Below are 21,212 nucleotides of genomic sequence, written 5' to 3'. Positions count from 1 at the left end.
CGCACCACCCATCACTCCGGCTATGCCGTTAGTCAGCGCATTCGCAAGCGTATCGAAGAAGTGTTCGGCTGGGCCAAGACCAGCGGCGGAATGCGCAAGACCCGCCACCGCGGAAAGGATCGCGTCGGCTGGATGTTCACCCTGACGGCCACCGCTTATAATTTGGTGAGGCTACCAAAGCTGCTGGCGACGGCATGATCGCGCCCGTAATCCGCCCAAAGACGGTGGATTACTATCAAGCACGCCGAAAGGGCCGCTGAAAAAGCATCGTCAAGGCTCGTCTTCGAGCCATCTAGCGAGGATCGGCTGAAAAATTAACGCTATTTCCGCACCTTGTTAAATGCCGTTCCGAGCTCACCATTTCGCTCATCCTGGCTTTGCCATTGCTATGCCATTGCCAGAGGTGCCAAGCACCTCGCGATGCATCCGCCTTCAGATTAATCCAAGCTTAGACGCCGTTGCCACCGCTTGTGTGCGCGTTACCGCATCGAGCTTTTCCATGGCGGCCCTGAGATAGCCATCGATTGTGTGATTGGAGAGCGCAAGTATTTGCCCGATTTCGCGGCTCGTTTTACCCTCGCTGGCCCATCGGAGGCATTCTTTCTCGCGAGGTGTCAAAACGTCAGTTGCCCGCGAACGCGAACTATATGAGTCTACCGCTCCCATAAGCGCCATCATAAGCATCGCCATCTCTTCGTGGCGTTCGACCCTTCGCCGACCAGACATCAGACAAACGTAACGTCGCTGTTCTGAATCTGAGAGTGCAACAGCGAACGTGAACGAGAATCCCTCGTTGATGAAAATCCCGTCTTGAGGTCTGTGACTAGGGTGAGGGGCTCGGGCGAGAAGTAGTGGCATCGTCGGCACTGGAAGGACGGTCCGCTCAAGCCTCCTGATAAGCGGGCTTTCAGTCAATAGGTTTCGAGATTTGTAGGCGTTGAGCAGATCGGTGGGCCAGTTGGTCGCCAGAACGTTGTCGGCAAACAGTGGGCGACCTGGCGCCGGGAAGGTCCCGAACAGAAAGTAACGAAAATTATAGCCCTTCAACATCGACCGCAAACGCGATTGCAAGGCGTTAAGCCGTGCAATCGCGCTGACGATACGATCTGGATCAGAGCTCTTGGTCTTTCTATATCCCGAACGAGCAGGCATCTTGCTAACCGTCGACGACCTCAGTCTCAGGTCTGTCGGTGCCAAGGGAATATTCGCGATGCCATTTGCCGTCGGTCGTCTCAAAAGCGATTTCGGTGTCGCGGCCTGCTATCTGCTGTCGCTGCGCCGCAATTCTTGCCGCCGTCAAGGCATCCTCATGTGTATTGAAGGGCTCTGACCAAACGTCATCAAGACGGTACGCAAAGCCACCGTCATGGGGGCCAATGTGATAGGTGATATGCATTCGAAATTCTCTCTAAGTCGCTGGAAGTCATCGCCGATTAATTAAGAAGGTCTCGGTAGCGGGCGGGAACCTGGTGTGGTGCGCAACCTGCCTTTCCGAGGATTGCAAAGAGCGCGATTGAGAACATTGCTGATTTGATGATCAGCAGTGGCAACCCTGTCGAATAGCTCTCTGGCTGACTATGCTGTTGATCGTGTCGCATTTGCTAATTCGGATCGAGTGGTGATCCGATCATGCGCCGCGGATGCTTATACGATCTTGTAAGTTTCGGCCGTGACAGACGGCTGTAGACTATGCGAATTTACGTGCTGCGGAGACGTCCACGGACAAAGCTTCACCCTCAAAAAAGGAAAGAGTCTCCGCTAGCCTCTCGCGCTCTGCCCGACCATGAGATTCCGCCGCGTGTTTTGCGAGACTGGTCGCAGATCTAAGTTCCCAAAACTTTGCGCCTTGTTCGGTTGCAAGATCGTATCCACGACGTATCAGTTCCCGGCCATCTTGAGCATTTTCAAGAAGAAGTCGCTCTCCCTTCAATCGGTACAATTCTGCACGGCACCACCCCGCGTTCTTTGAAAGCGCACGATCCAAGGTCTCGTCGTCGGCGAGGTGGCCGCCTGCCATAAGGCAATTTTCGAACCGGGCACCCTTCGCATTCCTAAGGCTTTGATTGAACTCGTCCGAGTTGCCCGACTGGACGGCTTTAGCGACGTGATGGAACGTCGTGGCCCATTCTTGCCACCGAAGGAGGGAGTTCTTCGTTGCTTTTTCGGCTAGATGGCTGAGAAGCCGAACTCCTAGATCATGGTCTCCCATGCCAAACGCAGTTGGACATGCGGAAACTGAAAGGAAGAGGCAGTACGAGATGGCGTGATCTAATGCGCTAGCTTCTTCAAATGTCGAGGCAAGCAATGACCTCGCCTCTGAAAGCTTTCCCTGAACCCACAGCGTCTTGACGACCGTCGATAAAGCACTGATGCGCTGATCATAACTCGCTCCGTTGTTGAGAGTCCCGCGGACACCTCCCCTTGCGAGTTCGAGTGCAATTTGCGCGTGCGTCAACCCGGCATCAAAGTTTCCGATGTAGTGGAAGTTGTGAGCAAGGAGGCGGCTCGCTGCATTCGGCAGTACGTTCCCAAAGAGGTCGTTGAAACGGTGTGCAAGTGATATCGCCTCGACGTAGTCACCATTCATGGTGTGGATTGCCGTCATTCCTCCGACCGCGCGGAGTGTGTTCATGTGGTCACGCAAATTCTCGGCAATGGATTTGGCTTTGGAAAACTCTTCGATTGCTTCCTGGTCACGTTCCGAGCTCTTGATGTGGTAAAGAGTGCCGCCATGAGAGACCCGTAGGTTCATCTCGGTAAGTGCGTCGACCTCTTCTAGCTGATCGAAGTAGGCGAGGGCGCGTTCGAGGTGCCTGAGCTGCTCAGCCATCAGGCCAAGCTGGGTCCAAATGATGTTGGAACTGGCCACAAGATCAATTCCGGCCCGCGTCTCGCCGCCCTTGGAAAATGCCCACTCTAGTGCGCTTCGGAGTTCGTGAACCAAGCCTCCGTGTTCGTTGAGCCAACTACCGGTATCGAGAACAGTCCAATCGCGCTCAGCTTCGGCAAGCCGAGCGCGGCAAAGCTTAGCGTGAGCCAATTTGCAGGATTGATCAAAACCGGAGTTGGCGAGTTTGGTCGCCGCATATTCCCTTGTGGTGACCAAGAGCCGATAGTTGCCGCCTGCTCCGGAGACGTTGAGCAAAGACTTTAGAAACAACCCGTCAAAGGCATCGTAGAATTCTTCGTCGGAGACATCCTCAGCAGCAACCCACCTTGCGTGGTCCGCAGTGAATGTACCAGCAAAAACAGAAAGCCGATCTAACAGGTCCTTTTGGGTGGGCTCTAGCGTGTTATAGCTCCAGTCCAAAGCGGCTCTTAGCGTTTGTTGACGGGGCGGTGCGGTACGACGACCTCGCCTTAACAGCGCCAGCGGGTCCGCGACCGAGCGATGAAGACTTTCGAGATCCATATCGAACGCTCGCGCGGCTGCGAGTTCGATGGCCAAGGGTATACCATCGAGCCTGCGGACGATATCGGCCGCCAAAGTCATTGCATCGGGGCGTGCAAAGTCACTTTCATCGGCCACGAGGCCCGCAAGAGAAATGAAAAGTTCTAAACCAGCATATTCTGATGCGTTTATGGTCGATGAACCCTCAGGGGGAACCTCCAAAGGTGGAAGTTGCCGCACACGCTCAAGAGACGCCCGCAATGGCTCCCGGCTTGTCGCCAAAATAGTGGTCAATGGCGAAGCCTTCAGAATTTCCTCGGCGGCACGAGCGGCTTCGTCGACAACATGCTCGCAGTTATCAAAAACCAAGAGGGTGGCGCTCTTTTGCAATTCGCCAATAATCGCTGGGAGAACATTCGAGCCGTAGACACTTAGTCCCAGCTGACTTGCCAGCGATGGCAGCAATGTCTCGCCAGTTGAGTGGGCGGCGAGATCCAGGAACAGCACCCGATACTGCTGACTTAGCAATCTGGCTACGGCTATTGCGACCGATGTTTTGCCTATGCCACCGGCACCAGCAATCGTAAGGAGCCTCGTTGTCTTAAAAAACTCAGCGGTCGTTCGTATAAAATCTTCCCTACCAAGGAGTTTGGTAGCCGTTCTCGGCAATGTCGACTTATCGATCGGATTCGCTGGACGGCTCGTCGCCGGGCGATGACTCACTCTGACAGTCGGTAGAAACTGGTATCCTCGGCTGGGCACATTTTCGATAAATTTCCGAGCTTCATCCCCGAGTGACTTCCGAAGCGAGACCAGATGGACTCTCAGCGCACCTTCTTCAACGATTGTGGTTGGCCAAACCGCCCGAATAAGCTCTTCTTTACTGACGACCTGTCCCGCCCGCGTGGCAAGTGCGGCGAGAATATCAAAGGCCCGACTACCAAGGCGCAGTGCTTTCCCATCCGCAGACAGCCTCCGATTTTCGATATCTAGCTCGAAACTATCGAAATATAAGACTGACATGCCGCCCCCAAGATTCAGCTTGGTTCACTTTTTCAGTTTTCGGGTTCTGCACCGCCGCGTCTGCCCTTACAGTTCTTAGCCGGGTCTTTCAAGAAGTTCTAATTCGTAGTTTTAGATCGAGTTTTCCCTCTTCTGCCTTGTAGAATATTGACTCATTTCTCACCAGCTCACCAGAGGTCGATGTGGTGGATCATAAACGGCCCCGTTATAAATATGCGGCTCTAAAATCGATGCCGGAAATCGACTTGGAGCCATACCGCGAGCAATAACAGGCTACGCACGCGAAACAATGACAAAAAACGCTGGCGTGGAGTAGCGTCTCCGAAGCCTTGATCGGGATTCCGCGTTTCGCAGGATGTGTGGAGCGTTAGAAAGCCATCAGATAACAGAACCGCCGGTGCTGCGATGCCATAATGTAGGCCCAACCTGGCCGGAACCCCCGTGTTTATTCAGTTTCTGCGCAGCCCCATCGAGCAGCTTCAGGAAACTTCTGGGGTCGATACCATCGGCTCGGTTCAACAGCGCTATTAATGGATCTGACCTCATCTCAGTAATTGTAAGCGTTTCGGGCATCGAAGCCTCCTTTGACGCGTTGGAGGCTAACCCAGTCGGTGGAGAATTCTTGTCAAAATCGAGTGCGGCGTGTGTTTGCTCGCTCCTGCCGGATCGTCCAATAAATGGAAAGGCCAACCCTTTAATGACGATGACACTGTACCATTGAGGTGGTGGCGAATTGGTTTGCGAACTGTGTGGCAAGAGAAGGTACCAGAATGCGTGTCCTAGTTCTGTTTGCGCATCCCGCACAACGGAAATCGAGTATTAATCTCGCAATGGCCGATGCGGCCCGTAGAGTCGACGGTTTGACGTTCGTTGATCTCTATGAGGAATATCCTCGCTTCCAGATCAATATCGATCGAGAGCAGGAACGCTTGCTGGACCACGATGTCATTGTCTTCCAATTCCCGATGTATTGGTATTCGACGCCTTCGCTTCTGAAAGAGTGGCAGGATCTCGTGTTGGAGTACGGGTTCGCCTATGGTCCACAGGGGAAGCTGCTGGCTGGCAAGTTCGCGCTCATTTGCGTCACCACAGGCGGCCGCGAGAGCGACTACTCGGCCACTGGCGGCAATAATTACCCATTGCGCCAGTTCCTGCTGCCTTTGCAGCAAACCGCGACGCTCTGCGGAATGAAGTTCCTGCCTCCATTCGTTCTTCACGCCGCCAATCACATCGGCACGCCGGAGGCGCAGCGACATATTGCATCATACGGCGCTCTCCTACGCGCGATAACAGCCAACCAGCTTGATCTTGACGAGGCGCTGACCCGCGACTCGATATTCCCGGCTGATTTGCCGATCATGGCGGAGCACTAGGCTATGGAGGGTTTAACGTTCTATGCCCTGGCATATCTCGCCGCAGCCGTCTTCGCCGTCATCATCTCGCGGAGGCTTGGGCTCGGTTCAGTTGTGGGCTACATCGCCGCTGGCGTGATCGTCGGTCCCATCCTTCACGTCTCTGGGGCGGGATCTGAATATCTCGAACAATTCTCGGAATTCGGCATCGTGATGATGCTCTTTCTCATTGGGATGGAAATCGATCCGCAGATGGTCTGGCGACTCAAAGGCAAGCTCATCGGCTTGGGCGGTCTGCAAGTCGTTCTGACTCTCGTGGCAGTCGGCGTCTTCGGAACGTTGTTGGGGTTCTCTTGGCAGCAAAGCGCACTGTTCGGCTGTGTCGTCGCATTATCTTCAACCGCAATCGTTCTGCAGACCCTTGAAGAGAAAGGGCTCCTGGAGTCCGACGGTGGAAGGGCGAGTTTTGCGGTCCTGCTTTTTCAGGATTTGGCAGTCATTCCTATGCTGGCCTGCATTCCTATGCTTGCTTCGGTCACCACTGTCACTAACAGCGCTCATGGAGAAACATTTTTTGCGACGCTACCGGGGTGGGCATCTGCACTCTTGACGCTAGGAGCAGTTGTCTTCGTTGTGGCCGCCGGACACTATCTTTCGCGGCCCGTCTTTCGCTCAATAGCACAACTAGGCCTTCGGGAGGTTTTCACAGCTGCCGCCCTGCTAGTAGTCGTTGCCATAGCGGCACTGATGTCCGCCGTTGGCCTTTCCCCAGCTCTAGGTGCCTTCCTCGCGGGCGTCGTGTTGGCAAACAGCGAGTTTAAGCAAGAACTTCAAAACGATATAGAGCCCTTCAAAGGGCTTCTGCTCGGTCTTTTCTTTATGACGATCGGTGCAAAGATCGACCTATCGATACTGCTGCAGCATTGGGCGATCGTCCTCGTCGCGACGTTAGCGATGATGTTGATCAAGGTCGGCGTTCTCCTACCATTGGCATGGCTATTCCGACTTCGGGCGACGGCAGCCTGGCTATTTGCTCTCGGCCTCGCCCAAGCGGGAGAATTCGGCTTTGTGTTGCTCTCATTGGGACGAGAACGAAATATCTTTTCGGAGGAGATGGTCTCGATTTCGATACTTGTTATCACGTTGGGGATGGTCCTGACGCCCGGTCTGTTCATCCTATTTGACCGCATCGTGACCTTGCTGGACAGTCGCGGTGCGACCCGGGCCGACGACGAGCCCGAAGAGGGCACTGTCATCGTCGCAGGACTTGGACGTTTCGGCCAAATTGTAAACCGGATGCTGCTGGCGAACGGACACAAGCCGGTCGTGCTCGATTTCCGCGCAGACGTGGTAGATGATCTGCGAAAATTCGGAATTCGGTCATTTTTTGGAGACGCGGGGCGGCCTGACCTCCTCGACTCGGCGGGCCTCGCGAAAGCGAACGTCATCGTTGTTGCAATTGACGATCCAGATCGCGCGGTTGAGATCGTGACCTACGCCCGACGAGCCAACCCGAGTATCAAGATTGTCGCCAGGGCTTACGATCGGCTGCATTACTATCGCCTCTCCGATGCTGGCGCGGATTACATCGTTCGAGAACTTTTCGGCAGTTCTTTGGAGGCCGCGGTCCTGACATTGCGGTCGCTGGGCATGCACCCCTATGAGGTCGAAAAGAGAAGAAACGTGTTTATCGAGCAAGACCTAGCTGGATTGAAACGGATGGCGCCCCTTTTTGATGGCGTCACGCCCGTATCTGACAATCCTGACTTCATCGCCGGGTTTAATGACATCGGGAAAGTCATCGAAAATGCGATGCTCGGCAACCGAACGGCGTACAACGACTTGGTTCGACGGGGTTGGACTCCGCCCGTACTCGACGATAGTCACGCTCTGAAAGCTGAGCAATCGCGGCAGTAAATTGCCACAGGAGCGGTTGGAATGAAGCGTTTTCAGAAACTGATAATTGCCGCTGTGGCTCTGGGATGCGTAGGTGGGGCGGGTGCCGGTTTCTTTTTCTTCTGGCCACATTCCCTGCCAGATGTGACAGCGAGTGCGCTGCAGCCCACCGGCGCAGCCCTGATTGCGCGAGGCGAATATCTGACGATCGCGGCGGATTGTGCTGCCTGTCATACGACAAAGGGCGGGAAACCATTTGCCGGGGGCCTACCCTTCAAGCTGCCGTTCGGGACTATCTATTCATCGAATATAACCACTGATCCTGATCATGGGATCGGTGCCTGGAGTGATGCCGAGTTCGTCCGTGCGGTCCGGTCCGGGGTAGGGGCTCATGGCGAGAATTTATATCCCGCGTTTCCGTATGCGTCCTACGCCCTGATGACGACCGACGACATCTTGGCGGTCCGGGCGTATCTGCGCACAGTTGCACCTGTGGGCGAGAACGTTCCATCAAATTCGCTTGCGTTCCCCTTTAATCAACGTTGGCTTATGCGCGGTTGGAACCTTCTCTTTCTCCCGTCTCATCCTTTCGAGAGTAACCCATCGAAGGATGAGCAATGGAATAGGGGTGCATATCTTGTAGAGGCGCTCGAGCACTGCAGCGAGTGCCATACACCGAGAGCTCTGATGTTCCAGCGCAAACAGAGCGAGGCGTTGTCGGGCAGCGAAGTTGATGGCTGGAAAGCCTGGAACATCACGTCCGATCCGGATAGCGGCATCGGCCTCTGGACCAACGATGAGATCGGCGCCTTCTTATCAAAGGGGCATGCCAACGGGCACGGGCCTGCGGGCGGTGCGATGCGTGAAGCGGTCGACCTGAGCCTGAGCAGGCTCCCAACTTCAGACATTGAAGCTATAGTCGCATATCTACGGACGGTTCCTCCAATCGAGAGCGACGAGAAGGTTCGTGTGAATCGTAAGAGCTCGATGCAGAACGCCTCGTCCAAAAAATCGGACGAGACCCTTGGCTCGCGGATCTACGCTGGTGCGTGTGCGAGCTGTCACGGGCTCAGCGGCGACGGATTGGTGAACAACCGGGCCAATATTATTGGTGCCCACACGTTAGCTGATGTCGAAGGGAGCAATTTTATCCGGGTTGTCCTTCAAGGATCTTCAGACAGTACGGCAGCGCCGGGTCGGACGATGCCCGCGTTTGGGGCGGTCTACAGTGACGCGGAGATCGCAGCGTTGGTGAACTTCGTCATTAGTGACCTTGGTGAGAAGAAAAGTGCCGTTACAGCAAATGATGTTGCGAAGGCGCGGAAGTGAACTACCAGGTCATGTTGACAAAGTGGCTCCCAAAGGGCCGGAAGGATCATTCAAGACTGCCGTTCAGGAGGTGGGTTGCGATCGGACGGACGCGGAAAGTGCACCGACAGCTTTCGCGGTTGCACCGCCGTGGTCACCCAGCGCGTTGGTCAAAGCCGCTGGACTTCGCTTACACAGCGGGTTGCCATTTGTCACGTGAGCGCCAAGAAGATTTGAATTGAACGGCTCCCTTCGTCTGAAGCGCCAGAATGTTTGCCTCTTCAGGTCACATTATCTGCTCCGCTCGACGAACGAGGATGTGTCTCTGATTGTAAGCGGACATTAGTGCGGTGCGGTTTGCATCGACTGTAATATCCGGCACCCCAGCGGCTGGTTGGCGTTTCATACCGAACCCAAAAACGCTCCAATCTTACAATAAAGTCCCGGCCAGCGCCTATACGAGGGAGGGAGGCGCCTGTCGGCAGCCGAAAATCGTCGCAATTGAGAGATCTCAGCTATGTCAGATAAGAATTCAAATGCAGCCGAAGCCGGTACCTTTGCTATAGGCTCGACGGTAGTCAATCGGTTGGGTTTCGGCGGAATGCGGATCACTGGTCGGGGTGTTTGGGGTCAGCCGCAAGACCCAGCTGAAGTCGAACGCACACTCAAGAAATTACCAGAGCTGGGCGTCAATTTTATTGACACGGCCGATTCCTATGGGCCTGGCGTATCAGAAGAACTGATCCGAAAAGCTCTCCACCCTTACACTGGGCTGTTGATTGCAACGAAAGCCGGGTTGACCCGGCCCGGCCCCGATCAGTGGGCGCCGGATGGCCGTCCCGAAAAGCTGGTGGCCCGTGCTCACGAAAGTCGCGAGCGACTTGGTGTCGAGAAAATTGGGCTGTGGCAACTGCATCGTATCGACCCGCGTGTCCCACGCGATGAACAGTTTGTCGCCATCCGAAGCCTGCTCGACACTGGCGTTATTTTGAATGCAGGCCTAAGCGAGGTCTCAGTCGAGGAGATCGAGGCGGCTTCAAAATATTTCAAAGTTGCTACGGTTCAGAACCGATACAATCTCGTCGATCGTTCCAGCGAAGATGTTCTTGATTACTGTGAGGAGAATGGGATCGGCTTTATCCCGTGGTTCCCTCTGGCAGCTGGCCAACTCACCAAGCGTGGCTCCGTGCTTGATGTTATTGCGGAGAACCACGGCGCGACCCCGAGCCAGATCGCACTGGCGTGGGTGCTGAAACGAAGCCCCGTAATCATTCCGATTCCGGGCACGTCGAAGGTAAGCCACTTGGAAGAAAACGTCGCTGCGGCAGGCATCAAACTTAGCGACGAGGAGTTCGCATCCCTCGATGCAGCAGGTCGCCAGTGACACAGCAATCAGCCCGACAAGCTCGCTTGAGTTTGTCGGGCTGACAGGAAAAGGCTGATGTTTTTGAATAACGTCATCAGGGAAACTATGCCCTCAATGCCAGTTCTATTTCCTCGCGAAAAGGTAGTTTAGCGTTAGCGAGATTGCTTCCGCGACAGCAGCTGCAATACCAATGGCCCACACAGCATCGAGGCCAATAATCCCTGCACCCAGCGCACTTCCGATCGAGAAGCCCAGGTACATTGTCGAAGTGTTCAGGGATAGCGATACCGAAGCCTGAGAAGGAGACGATGCCGCAATCAATCTGGCCATCTGAGCGGGGAAGAAGGACCAGACGCTGAAACCCCAGACGCCGATAGCCACTAAGGCAGGTATTTGAGCCGCTGCTGGACCAAGGACAGTCACCGCCGCCAAAACAGCAAACGAGCACCCGAGCAGAATGAGCGACGCCGTCACGACCCTTCCTGATCCGAACCGGTCGTTCAAGGCGCCACCAGTGGTCACACCTATCGCTGCCGCAAATCCCCACATTGAGACCGTAGCGCCAATCCCTGAGGTACCAAAACCCAAGACAGTAGTGAGGTATGATGCGATGTAAGGGTAGGCGGTATAGGCGCCAATTGACCAGAACAGAGTGATGGCAAGCAATTTGAGAATTGGCGCTTGCCGAATGACGCCCATGCGCTCCGACAAACTTGCGACGGACATGCCTTCACCTGCCGTGCGGACGATCCCCACGATAATGCCGACGATCGCCACAAGGCCCATTACAGCGACGGCGAGAAACGTGGTCCTCCATCCAAAGGCGTGACCGACCAGGGCTCCAAGCGGTAACCCCAAAGCGATCGCGATGGTCATGCCACCACTGACGATAGCAAGCGCTCTTCCTCTTCGAGCAGGCCCGGCGATTGCCCCAGCCAGAGCGTTCGCGTTCGGAACGAATAGTCCTGCTGCGACGGCCATAAGTAAGCGAGCAACCAGAAGGGTGGAGAACGTTGCAGAGAATGCCGCCACGAAGTTGCCGACGGCGAAAATAGTCATGGCAACTAACAATGTGTCGCGGCGATTTAGACGCCCAGTAATCACGGTGGTGATCGGGGAACTTATGGCCAAAGTGATCGTGAAGACAACCACGAGCATCGCGGTCGCTGACAGGCTCATGCCGAGATCAGCGGCAATTGTCGGCAACAGAGGCGCGATCATGAAACCCTCTGTGCCTATTGCGAAGGTTCCAAGCGCTAGAAAATAGGCAGGCATCAAAGATGGCGTTGGCTCAGGGGATCCCAACGTCGAGGAAAGTGTCTCAGTGGGAATCTTCGGTGTCAGATTCAGGCGGTCAGACATGATGGGGGTACCCTTAATTGCGTTCTTCTCGGCCTTCCCGTCTAACCGGCGGGAAGGCCGATGGTTTACCGACCAATATTCAAACGGGGATTGGGTCTGCTACGAGGGCCGCGTTGAAGTCGTGAACGAGTTGATGTTCTTTCAGGCCCGGGTTATCGCGAAGAGCCGTGATTTCTTCGACGAAGACCTCTGGAGCGTCGGTGGCGAGCCCCGCCATCGTTTTTTCGATAAACACGTCCAGCGGCATTGCCCTTGGATCGCCGCTCTTCTTAACGAGGTCTGTGTCGACCCACGGCGGAGCGATCTCTTGAACCTTGACGTTGGTGTCCCGCAACGCAAAACGCTGGGACAGTGAATAGGAATGCAGCGCGGCCTTGGTCGAGGAATACACCGCGTTTCCAGCCAGCGGCACGAACGCAAGAACGGACGTGTTGTGAATGATAGTCGCGTCCGATTGGGTCTTGAGGTGGTCGACAAGCGCCGACGTCAGGCGAATTGGGCCAAGCAGATTTGTCTCGATGATCTTCTGCGAAACGGAATCATCGACTTTGCCTGCCGGATCGTCGAACGGCATAATACCCGCATTGTTGATGAGCACGTTGAGTTTCGGATATTCAGAGATCAGCTTTGTCGCCACCCGCTCGATATCCGCAGTGTCGGCGATATTCAGCTCGACTCCGTCGATCCCTGGATTGGCGGCAGAGACCTCATCAAGCAGGGCCTTGCGGCGACCGGCGATGATAACCTTGTTGCCAAGCTTGTGAAACGCTTCAGCAAGGGCGCGGCCAATCCCCGAAGTGCCGCCCGTGATGAAGATTGTGTTGCCAGTCATTTGCATAAGTCGCTCCATCTATTTTCGGTGCCAACTTTCTGGCTGGGCAACCGTGTTTCGATGGGAGAATGATGGCGGAAAATCGCGCTGGCTCAAATGCCATTGAAACGGCGATTTCGGACATTCGATGTCTCGTTACGCTTCGAGGAAACGCGTTGCGTCCTCAATGAATTCTTCGGCATGTTGAAAGAGCGACGCGTGACCCGAGTCTGGGTAAACGATGAATTTCGCGTCGGGGACCTGCTGAGACAGAACAAACGAACAATAAGCGGGGGCCACAATATCTTGTGCGCCTGCGACGACGAGTATTGGCAATTTAAGTTCTCTTGCTCGATGTAGTATCCCTGGCCAACGCTTGAAGGCTTGAACTTGCTCCATAAAGGCGAGGGCGCTTACTCCCGGAGATCTGTAGGGCTGGTTTGCGATCCGGCGGATCGAGGTTCGACCGCATGACACCGCAGCTTCGGTCTCGGGATAAAAGAGGTAAAGAAAGTCTTGTTCGTCGTTTTCCTGCTTCGCCAAAACGGTAGCAACACGGGGTTGTTGGCGCGGTCCTTCGGCAATTGCGCCTGGCGTCGCGCCGACCAGGATCATTCGACGCAATAGGTGGGGATAATCCAAGGCAAGCTGCTGGGCAACCGCGCCTCCGAGAGACCAACCCAAAACATCAGCATGGCGCGGAGCGACTTGGAGAATTACCTCGGCGGCTACGCTGGCCATGGATTTTATGCTGTTGAGCGAACTGCCCCGAGACAAACCGACGCCCGGATTGTCAAACCGCACGACTTGTTGGTCGCGGGAAAGCGACTTGATGAACGCCGGATCCCAATCGTCCATTGTGGCTCTGAAACGAGGAAGGAGGACTAGCGGTATGCCCCTTTCTGCGCCATTGGTCCGGATGGCAATTTCACCATGCTTGGTTTGGACTGAGTGGATCTCTGGACCTGAAGACATTTATTGGCTCCCGACGTACCTCTTGCTGGACCCATTGTAGCAAGAGTTCAACTTGTCTTATATGACAGGTATCCGTCGTTTTAGGACTTTGACTCATGCGTCTGCTAAATCGACATCTTCGCCATCCATGAGCTTTAATGCCCGCTTCAAGCTTTGTGGTGGTTGTCCGAGTGTGCGAAGAAACGCGCGGCGCATCCGGTCTCGATCGGAAAATCCCGTGTCGCGAGCTACAATCTCCATTGGGTGGCGACCGTCTTCCAACATGGCTTTCGCGGCCTCGAGACGTAACATCTCGACCGCTTTCGCTGGTGATTGGCCGGTCTCCTCCCTAAAAAGGCGACTGAACTGCCTTGGGCTCAAGCTGACGGCCTCCGCCAGCTCCTCAACCGTCAATGGATTGCGGAGATGTTCCTTCGCATAAATCAAGGCGCGACGAATTCGGTCGGACCTTGGCTCAAGCTCCAAGAGCGCCGAGAACTGCGACTGGCCTCCAGGCCGCCTGTGATAGACGACAAGCTTCCTCGCAATCGACCGTGAAACGGCCGCGTCAAAGTCGTCCTCGATCAGAGCCAGCGTGAGATCTATCGCCGAACTCATGCCCGCGGATGTCCAGATGTTTCCATCGTGCGTGAAAATTCGATCCTCATCGACATGCGCCAGGGGAAACCGTCTCTGGAGGTCGCGAGCGTGTGCCCAATGAGTAGTCGCCACCTTCCCATCCAGCAATCCCGCTTCGGCTAGCAGAAATGCTCCGGTGCAAAGCCCGGCAACTCGCCGCGATTCTGTGCCCGCTTTGGAAATGTAATCTCGCAACACCGGCGAAGAGGGGCTTGGGATCAGCTCGCCAACAACCAAAAGCGTGTCGGGAAAATCACCGAGGGGTTCGGTCTCTACGCCAATCTTCAGCGACGATCGAACGGTGCCTCCCTTCTCGGACATTACCGTCAGCTTATAGGCCTCCGTACCCTGATCCTGATTGGCGAATTCAAACGCCGAAAGGGCAGCAAGACCCATGACCTGAAAACCGTCTTCAAGAATAAAGCCCACAGATCGCATCAATCGCTCCGTCTTAAAGTGCCGCATACGTCTTATTTGAGACATGGGCCTGTTTTGGTCAAGAGCGCAGTCCTAAGACCGGACATTAGTCGTTGATTGTACAATAACTAGCACTGCTGTGCTGTCAGTCTGCTTTCACAATGCCAGACCCGCATTCATGCGAGGTCGGCGTCAGCCCTTGTTACGCTGCAACTTGTGAGGTGGAAAATGAAAGCCCGAATTCTTGTATTATCGCTTTGTATGGCCGGATGGGCGGTAGCTCTGACTGACTTCGTCACTGCCCAAGAGGCAGCTCCGCAGGTGGTTGTAGCGAAGCCACTGGTTCGCGACGTGACAGACAGGGATGAATTCATTGGCCGGTTTCGAGCTGCCGAACAGGTCGATATCCGTTCGCGCGTCGGTGGCTATCTGCAGAGCATTGCTTTCAAAGACGGTCAGCTGGTCAAGGAAGGTGATGAGCTTTTTAAGGTCGACCAACGCCCCTTTGTGACTGCATTGAGCCAAGCTAAGGCCAGCCTCGCTGTAGCAAATGCGGGCTTAACCTATGCGCAGGCCCAATTTGATCGCGTTAACGCTCTGGTTAAGTCGGGGAGCCAGACGGTTGCGACCCTCGATGATCGGCGGAGGGAACTGGACTCGGCGCAAGCAAATCTCCAAGGGTCTCAAGCGAGTGTCGACCGCGCTGAGCTCGACATGACATATAGCCGGATCGTTGCGCCATTGAGCGGCCGCATCGACCGCCATCTGATTTCCGTTGGCAACCTGGTCACCGCAGACCAGACAGTCCTCACGTCGATAGTCATGCTTGACCCGATCGACTTCTATTTCGACATCGATGAACGTCGTCTTCTGAGTTACGCCGAAGCCGCCCGCAAAAACGGCTCCGTCCTGCAGAGCGGTGGCGGAGGTTTGAAGGTCTCGGTTAAGCTGGGCGACCGGGACGGGACGGCCTATACTGGCACGCTCGATTTTGCCGAAAATCAGGTCGACGCGGCGACCGGAACCCTTCGCGCCCGCGCCAGGTTTGCAAATCCTGATTTCGTGCTTCAGCCAGGGTTGTTCGGCAGGGTCGAGCTTGAAGGTTCAAATTCATACAAGGCGATCTTGATACCGGACGAGGCTATTAGCTCCGATCAAGACGAGCGCGTTGTCTTCGTCGTTGGCAAGGACAATGTCGTGTCGACAAAAGCGATTCGGCCAGGTCCGAGAATCGACGGATACCGTGTTGTCAGAAGTGGCCTCGACGGCAGCGAGAGTCTAGTTGTGAAGGGCGTCGTACGCGTCCGCCCAGGCGTTAAAGTCGACCCGAAAGAAATTACCCTTCCGCCTGAAAACAAAGATCCGGTTGAGTCAGCACCACTGACAGCCGTGAATGCGGAGTAGCTGAGATGAGGTTCGCACACTTTTTTATCGACAGGCCGATCTTTGCGTCCGTCATTTCGCTCCTGCTGATTATCGTGGGTTCAATTGCCTATTTCGAACTGCCAGTCGCTCAGTATCCGGAAATCGCGCCCCCAACAATCGTCGTCCGCACCTCATACCCAGGCGCAGATTCTCAGACGATAGCTGACACGGTGTCCACGCCGATTGAGCAGGAAGTCAATGGCGTGGAAGACATGCTGTACATGTCGTCCTATTCGAGTGCCGACGGCGCGATGACCCTCACAATAACGTTTGCGTTGGGCACTGATCTGGATAAGGCGCAGGTCCTCGTGCAAAACCGCGTTGCGATTGCGCTCCCAAGACTTCCGCAAGAAGTCCAGCGACTGGGGGTGACGACGAACAAAAGCTCGCCTGACCTCCTGATGGTGGTCCACCTGCTTTCTCCCAACGGGAGGTATGACCAACTCTATACCTCCAACTACGCGAGAAACCGCGTTCGAGATGTGCTGGTACGCCTGCAGGGTGTCGGCGACATTCAGATCTTCGGCGAACGCCAATACGCTATGCGCATCTGGCTGGACCCGGAAAAGCTCTCCTCTTACGGCATGACATCGAACGACGTCGTGAGTGCTTTGCGTGATCAGAACGTTCAGGTGTCCGGCGGCTCAATCGGAGCTCCTCCGGCAGCGGTCGACAATCCGTTTCAGTATACCGTCAGGACAGATGGCCGCTTCTCCGACGCCCGACAATTTCGATATGTCATCGTCAAGTCGACAGCCGACGGGCGACTTGTGAAGCTTGAGGATGTTGCTCGCATTGAGCTTGGAGCCCGCGATTACGTTACCAACGCCTATGTGAACAACAAGCCAGCGGTGGGCATGGGCATCTTTGCCCGGCCGGGGACGAACGCGCTGGAAACGGCGGCTCAGATAAAATCGATCATGAAGGACCTGTCAGCTCAGTTCCCTCCTGGTCTTGAGTATCGCATCATCTATGACACCACCGACTTCGTGGCTTCTTCGATCGATGAGGTTTACCGCACCATCGGCGAAGCGATTGTCCTCGTCGCGCTCGTGGTTCTCATCTTCCTCCAGTCCTGGCGAACCGCGATAGTGCCCATCGTTGCCATCCCGGTCTCTCTTGTCGGTACGTTCGCCTTCCTCGCGGCGTTTGGCATGTCTCTGAACATGCTGACACTGTTCGGCTTGGTGCTGGCAATCGGCATTGTGGTCGACGATGCGATTGTCGTAGTGGAAAACGTTGAACGAAACCTCGCCGCCGGTATGAGCCCGCGGGGGGCAGCTCATCGGACGATGGACGAGGTCGGGACGGCCGTCGTCGCTATCTCGCTCGTGCTTATCGCCGTGTTTGTGCCAACCGCCTTCATTCCCGGAATTTCCGGACAGTTCTACAAGCAGTTCGCAGTGACCATCTCGATCGCAACGGCGATCTCGGCAGTCAACTCGCTGACATTGTCTCCTGCACTGGCGGCACTGGTGCTGAAGAGGCATGAACACGAATCTGCAAAGCGAAGCATCGCGGGAAGAATCGGTCATAAGTCGGCGGAGCTCTTCAACCGCGGCTTTGACAGAGTGAGTAGTGCCTATTCCACAAGCATTCGTCATATCGTTAGTACGAAGACTGGACTGACTTGTGCCTTGATTGTCTTCCCATGTTTGTTGGTCGCCACATGGTTCTTGAGCACGAAGGTGCCAAGTGGGTTCATTCCGATCATGGACCAGGGCTATGCAATTGTCGTAGTCGAGCTTCCCGACGGAGCTTCGCTGGAACGAACTGATGCGGTGATCAAAAAAGCGGGCGAAATCGCGAGGTCGACCCCAGGCGTTGCTAACGCCGTTCAGTTCGCCGGGTTCAGCGGCGCAACATTCACCAACGCATCTAATGCAGGCGTGATTTTCACACCGTTCAAGTCATTCGACGAGCGGTTGAAGAGCGGGGACACATCAACGAAGATTATTCAAACCCTTTACAAAAATCTCCAGGCGGTCGACGAGGCCTTCATCATCGCCATTCCGCCGCCGCCAGTGCAGGGCATCGGTAATTCCGGTGGCTTCAAAATGCAGGTGATGGACCAGGACAGTTCCAGCATGACGCGTGCGCTCGCGCTCGCAAGACAGATGATGGTGATGGCCAACAAGACGCCGGGCTTGACTGGAGTCTTCACAACATTTTCTGAATCGAGCCCGCAATATTTCTTGTCGATTGATCGGGATAAGGCACAGTTCTTGAATGTTCCGATCCCCAACATCTTCGAGACATTATCGAGCAACCTTGGTGTATCATACGTCAACGATTTCAATGCTTTTGGCCGTGTCTATCAAGTCCGAGCTCAAGCTGACAAGAAGTTCAGACTTGAGAAAGATGACATGCTTGATCTGAAAGTGCGTTCCGCAACCGGTGCTCTGGTGCCGCTCGGAACCCTCGCAGATATACGGGAGGCAAGTGGGCCTACTTTGGTGCAGCGGTACAACATGTACGTTTCCGTCCCGCTCCAGGGAAATGCCGCTCCCGGCGTCTCGACAGGCGAGGCAATTGCCAAGATGCAAGGCATTGCGGCGCAAGTTCTTCCGCCAGGCACTACGTTCGAGTGGACCGAGCTCGCTTATCAGGAAACGCATATCGGAGGCAGCGCGATCTGGATCTTTGCCCTTTCCGTAGTGTTCGTTTTCCTGGCGCTGTCGGCGCAGTATGAGAGCTGGATCCTTCCACTGGCAATCATTCTGATCGTTCCGCTTGCGGTCCTCGGAGCTCTCACGGGTGTTTACCTGAGAGGCATGGATAACAACGTTTTGACGCAAATCGGCTTTGTTGTGCTGATTGGTCTCGCGGCCAAGAACGCAATCCTGATCGTTGAGTTCGCTCGTCAGGCCCAAGACAATGGTAAGTCGGCGGTTGAGGCCGCAGTTGAGGCAAGCCACCTGCGCCTCCGGCCGATCTTGATGACCGCCTTGGCGTTCATCTTCGGTGTGCTGCCGCTAGCCATAGCGGAGGGCCCCGGCGCAGAGATGCGTCAGTCACTTGGAACAGCAGTGTTTAGCGGCATGCTCGGTGTAACGGTGTTTGGTCTCTTTCTAACGCCGGTCTTTTATGTGGTTCTTCGGTCGAGATATTCGCCGCGGACAGCGGAAAAAGATGACAATGTGCTCATTGAGCATCAACAAGCCGCCGAGTAATTCCCTATCGCAACTTCCATGCGGCGCCCTTTGGGCGCCGCTTCTTTTGGTGTCCTATATGCGGCCCCGAAAAGGATGGTGAGCTTGCTGGTTCGAGACAGCGATCTAGTCGCTCGGTGCCGCGACATCCTAAATGAGTGGTCAGCTATCGATCTTCGAGATTGATAAGCGTCCTTGCCGACGGCGCAGGAGCTGAAATGTCCAAGATATTTTCGTTGCATTTCGCAAAGATCACCAAAGGCAAAAGGAGATCTAGAAATGGACAGCAAAAATTGCGGCAGTCGACCCGAGATCCGCGATGGCATCGAAGTCATGCCCGAGATGGTCGATTTGCCACCTGAGTGGCGCCAGGCAAAGCGCACCACAGCAGATGAACTCGTTGATGAGGCGCTACTGGAGTCATTCCCCGCAAGCGATCCAATGGCATCGGGCAGAATGGAATGAACTCTAGAAACGCAGAAGGAGTTTTCAATGGACCAGATCGATAACTTGCACCGCGCCGCTGCGCTTAAAACGCCGACTGGGTTGGGCGGGGAAGCGGTGAAGGACATTTCTGCTGCTGCCACAACGCTGCTAGCTGACGTCTTCGCGCTTTATATTAAGACCAAGAATTTTCACTGGCACATGTCGGGGCCGAATTTTCGGAGCTATCACCTGCTTCTTGATACCCATGGCGAAGAACTCTTTGCCATCACGGACCCCTTGGCCGAACGAGTTCGAAAGCTCGGCGGTACGACACTGCGTTCCATCGGCGATATAGCGCGACAGCAGCGTATCACAGATAACGACGCAGAATTTGTTCACCCGCATGAGATGCTCGCCGAGCTACGCGAGGACAACGGTGTTCTCATCGCCAGGATGAGGGCTCTGCATGAGCTCTGCGATGAATATCGCGATGTTGCGACCGCCAGTCTGCTCGAAAACTGGATCGACCAAGGCGAGATGAGGGTGTGGTTCCTCTTTGAGACCCTTCGTTCCACAAACGGGTGACCTTTAGCCGCAAAAGCAAGGTCTGCCTCACCGAATAACGTTCCCTAAAGCAAAAGGTAATTCCCATGATTAAGTTGATAACTGCCGCGCTGCTCGGCGCCGCGGCGCTCGGTATGACCGGTTCGGCGAATGCTGCCGAAAAGCCAGCAATCGTCCTCGTCCACGGTGCGTTCGCGGAAGCGTCGAGCTGGAACGGCGTGATCAAAAAGCTGGAAGCTGATGGATACTCCGTCACAGCGGTCGCAAATCCTCTCCGTGGTGTTAAATCCGATGGCGACTATGTGCGCCATCTCCTCGCCAGCTTTAAGACGCCGGTGGTTCTGGTCGGTCACTCATACGGCGGATCGGTCATCTCCGAGGCCGCGTACCCGTCCAAGGTAAAGTCGCTGGTCTTTGTCTCCGCATTCGCGCCAGACACTGGCGAATCCGCTATCGATCTCTCAGGTAAGTTTCCTGGGAGCACCCTTGGTGGCACGCTTGCGGCACCTGTAGCGCTGAATGATGGAGGAGAGGACCTGTATATTCAGCAGGACAAGTTCCACAGCCAGTTTGCCGCCGATGTTCCGGAAGCTGCCGCGAAGTTGATGGCGGCAACCCAGCGCCCTGTCACGTCGGCTGCCCTGGGGGAGAAGTCCGTGAATGCCGCGTGGAAAAATATCCCGTCCTGGTTCATCTACGGCGACGCCGACAAAAACATCCCGCCGAAAGCTATTGCTTGGATGGCGGAACGCGCCAAGTCCAAAGATACCGTCGTTGTGAAGGGCGCATCGCACGTCGTCATGGTTTCCCATCCCGACAAGGTTGCGAAGATCATCGAAGAGGCAGCGACAGCCAAGTGATTTGACGCCTTTGAGATTCGAGAAGTTCACACATTCCGATGTCGCCGACATTCATGAAGTCGGAGCGTGATAGAATTTTCAATGGCTAGGTCCTGTTGACAAAGTGCATTCCCAAATCGGCTGAGGCGTGATTCAAGACTGCTTTTTAGGAGGCAGCCATGGCGCGAGGCGATTTGAGTGATGAGGAATGGCGGGTCGTCGAACCGCTGTTGCCGACCGAGCGTGGCCGCAAGTCTCGGCCGTCGCATGACAATCGCCGCTTTTTC

17 protein-coding genes and 1 pseudogene are annotated in these 21,212 nt (G+C 55.2%); 11 read left to right on the top strand and 7 right to left on the bottom strand.

Going from position 1 to position 21,212, the window contains the following annotated elements; translation table 11 throughout:
* The coding region (locus GA0061101_RS37290) for a transposase (protein ID WP_141694107.1) at positions 1 to 198 on the top strand (198 nt) is incomplete at its 5' end.
* 234 nt (positions 199 to 432) lie between these two features.
* Here the strand turns inward: GA0061101_RS37290 and GA0061101_RS37285 are convergent.
* From GA0061101_RS37285 to GA0061101_RS37275, 3 genes are all read right to left on the bottom strand, one after another.
* Positions 433 to 1,152: a helix-turn-helix transcriptional regulator gene (locus GA0061101_RS37285; RefSeq protein ID WP_092577613.1), complete on the bottom strand. Its 720-nt coding sequence runs from the start codon at positions 1,150 to 1,152 to the stop codon at positions 433 to 435.
* Positions 1,153 to 1,156: 4 nt separating this feature from the next.
* Positions 1,157 to 1,396 (bottom strand): DUF2188 domain-containing protein, encoded by a 240-nt coding sequence (locus GA0061101_RS37280; protein ID WP_037200430.1) that lies wholly within the window; start codon positions 1,394 to 1,396, stop codon positions 1,157 to 1,159.
* Positions 1,397 to 1,687: 291 nt separating this feature from the next.
* Positions 1,688 to 4,414 (bottom strand): ATP-binding protein, encoded by a 2,727-nt coding sequence (locus tag GA0061101_RS37275; protein WP_092577612.1) that lies wholly within the window; start codon positions 4,412 to 4,414, stop codon positions 1,688 to 1,690.
* An 830-nt stretch (positions 4,415 to 5,244) separates the two neighbouring features.
* Here GA0061101_RS37275 and GA0061101_RS37265 point away from each other — a divergent pair.
* From GA0061101_RS37265 to GA0061101_RS37250, 4 genes are all read left to right on the top strand, one after another.
* On the top strand, positions 5,245 to 5,787 hold the full coding sequence (locus GA0061101_RS37265) for an NAD(P)H-dependent oxidoreductase (RefSeq protein WP_245297668.1): 543 nt from the start codon (positions 5,245 to 5,247) through the stop codon (positions 5,785 to 5,787).
* Positions 5,788 to 5,790: 3 nt separating this feature from the next.
* Positions 5,791 to 7,683, top strand: coding sequence for a monovalent cation:proton antiporter-2 (CPA2) family protein (locus GA0061101_RS37260; RefSeq protein ID WP_092577603.1), 1,893 nt, complete (start codon positions 5,791 to 5,793; stop codon positions 7,681 to 7,683).
* A gap of 21 nt (positions 7,684 to 7,704) precedes the next feature.
* Positions 7,705 to 8,991, top strand: coding sequence for a c-type cytochrome (locus tag GA0061101_RS37255; protein WP_092577601.1), 1,287 nt, complete (start codon positions 7,705 to 7,707; stop codon positions 8,989 to 8,991).
* 496 nt (positions 8,992 to 9,487) lie between these two features.
* Positions 9,488 to 10,354, top strand: a complete 867-nt coding sequence (locus GA0061101_RS37250; protein ID WP_037200425.1) for an aldo/keto reductase — start codon at positions 9,488 to 9,490, stop codon at positions 10,352 to 10,354.
* Between the two features lie 105 nt (positions 10,355 to 10,459).
* Here the strand turns inward: GA0061101_RS37250 and GA0061101_RS37245 are convergent, their stop codons facing one another.
* From GA0061101_RS37245 to GA0061101_RS37230, 4 genes are all read right to left on the bottom strand, one after another.
* A complete protein-coding gene (locus GA0061101_RS37245) occupies positions 10,460 to 11,698 on the bottom strand; it encodes an MFS transporter (RefSeq protein ID WP_245297667.1) in 1,239 nt (412 codons plus the stop codon).
* 79 nt (positions 11,699 to 11,777) lie between these two features.
* Complete coding sequence (locus GA0061101_RS37240) at positions 11,778 to 12,536, bottom strand: SDR family oxidoreductase (protein ID WP_092577615.1); 759 nt, start codon at positions 12,534 to 12,536, stop codon at positions 11,778 to 11,780.
* Between the two features lie 129 nt (positions 12,537 to 12,665).
* Positions 12,666 to 13,484 carry an alpha/beta fold hydrolase gene (locus tag GA0061101_RS37235; RefSeq protein ID WP_092577598.1) on the bottom strand — a complete coding sequence of 273 codons (819 nt, stop codon included), beginning with the start codon at positions 13,482 to 13,484 and terminating at the stop codon, positions 12,666 to 12,668.
* Between the two features lie 93 nt (positions 13,485 to 13,577).
* Positions 13,578 to 14,540: a GlxA family transcriptional regulator gene (locus GA0061101_RS37230; protein ID WP_092577596.1), complete on the bottom strand. Its 963-nt coding sequence runs from the start codon at positions 14,538 to 14,540 to the stop codon at positions 13,578 to 13,580.
* A gap of 240 nt (positions 14,541 to 14,780) precedes the next feature.
* Between GA0061101_RS37230 and GA0061101_RS37225 the strand changes: the two genes are divergently transcribed.
* The 6 genes and pseudogenes from GA0061101_RS37225 to GA0061101_RS41250 all read left to right on the top strand — a co-directional run.
* Positions 14,781 to 15,923, top strand: a complete 1,143-nt coding sequence (locus GA0061101_RS37225; protein ID WP_092577594.1) for an efflux RND transporter periplasmic adaptor subunit — start codon at positions 14,781 to 14,783, stop codon at positions 15,921 to 15,923.
* A 5-nt stretch (positions 15,924 to 15,928) separates the two neighbouring features.
* Entirely contained in the window at positions 15,929 to 19,117 is a 3,189-nt protein-coding gene (locus GA0061101_RS37220; protein WP_092577593.1) for an efflux RND transporter permease subunit, read from the top strand.
* Between the two features lie 258 nt (positions 19,118 to 19,375).
* A complete protein-coding gene (locus GA0061101_RS37215) occupies positions 19,376 to 19,561 on the top strand; it encodes a hypothetical protein (protein WP_092577591.1) in 186 nt (61 codons plus the stop codon).
* Between the two features lie 27 nt (positions 19,562 to 19,588).
* The gene (locus GA0061101_RS37210) at positions 19,589 to 20,107 is read left to right on the top strand and encodes a Dps family protein (protein WP_092577588.1); all 519 of its coding nucleotides are present in this window, start codon (positions 19,589 to 19,591) and stop codon (positions 20,105 to 20,107) included.
* 65 nt (positions 20,108 to 20,172) lie between these two features.
* A complete protein-coding gene (locus tag GA0061101_RS37205; protein ID WP_092577586.1) occupies positions 20,173 to 20,946 on the top strand; it encodes an alpha/beta fold hydrolase in 774 nt (257 codons plus the stop codon).
* Between the two features lie 158 nt (positions 20,947 to 21,104).
* Positions 21,105 to 21,212, top strand: a pseudogene (locus GA0061101_RS41250) (IS5 family transposase); the annotation flags it as partial.

Source organism: Martinezella lusitana (genome assembly GCF_900094565.1).
GTDB lineage: Bacteria > Pseudomonadota > Alphaproteobacteria > Rhizobiales > Rhizobiaceae > Rhizobium > Rhizobium lusitanum.
The sequence above is the reverse complement of the archived record's forward strand: the minus strand, read 5'-3'. Positions and strand labels throughout refer to the sequence as shown.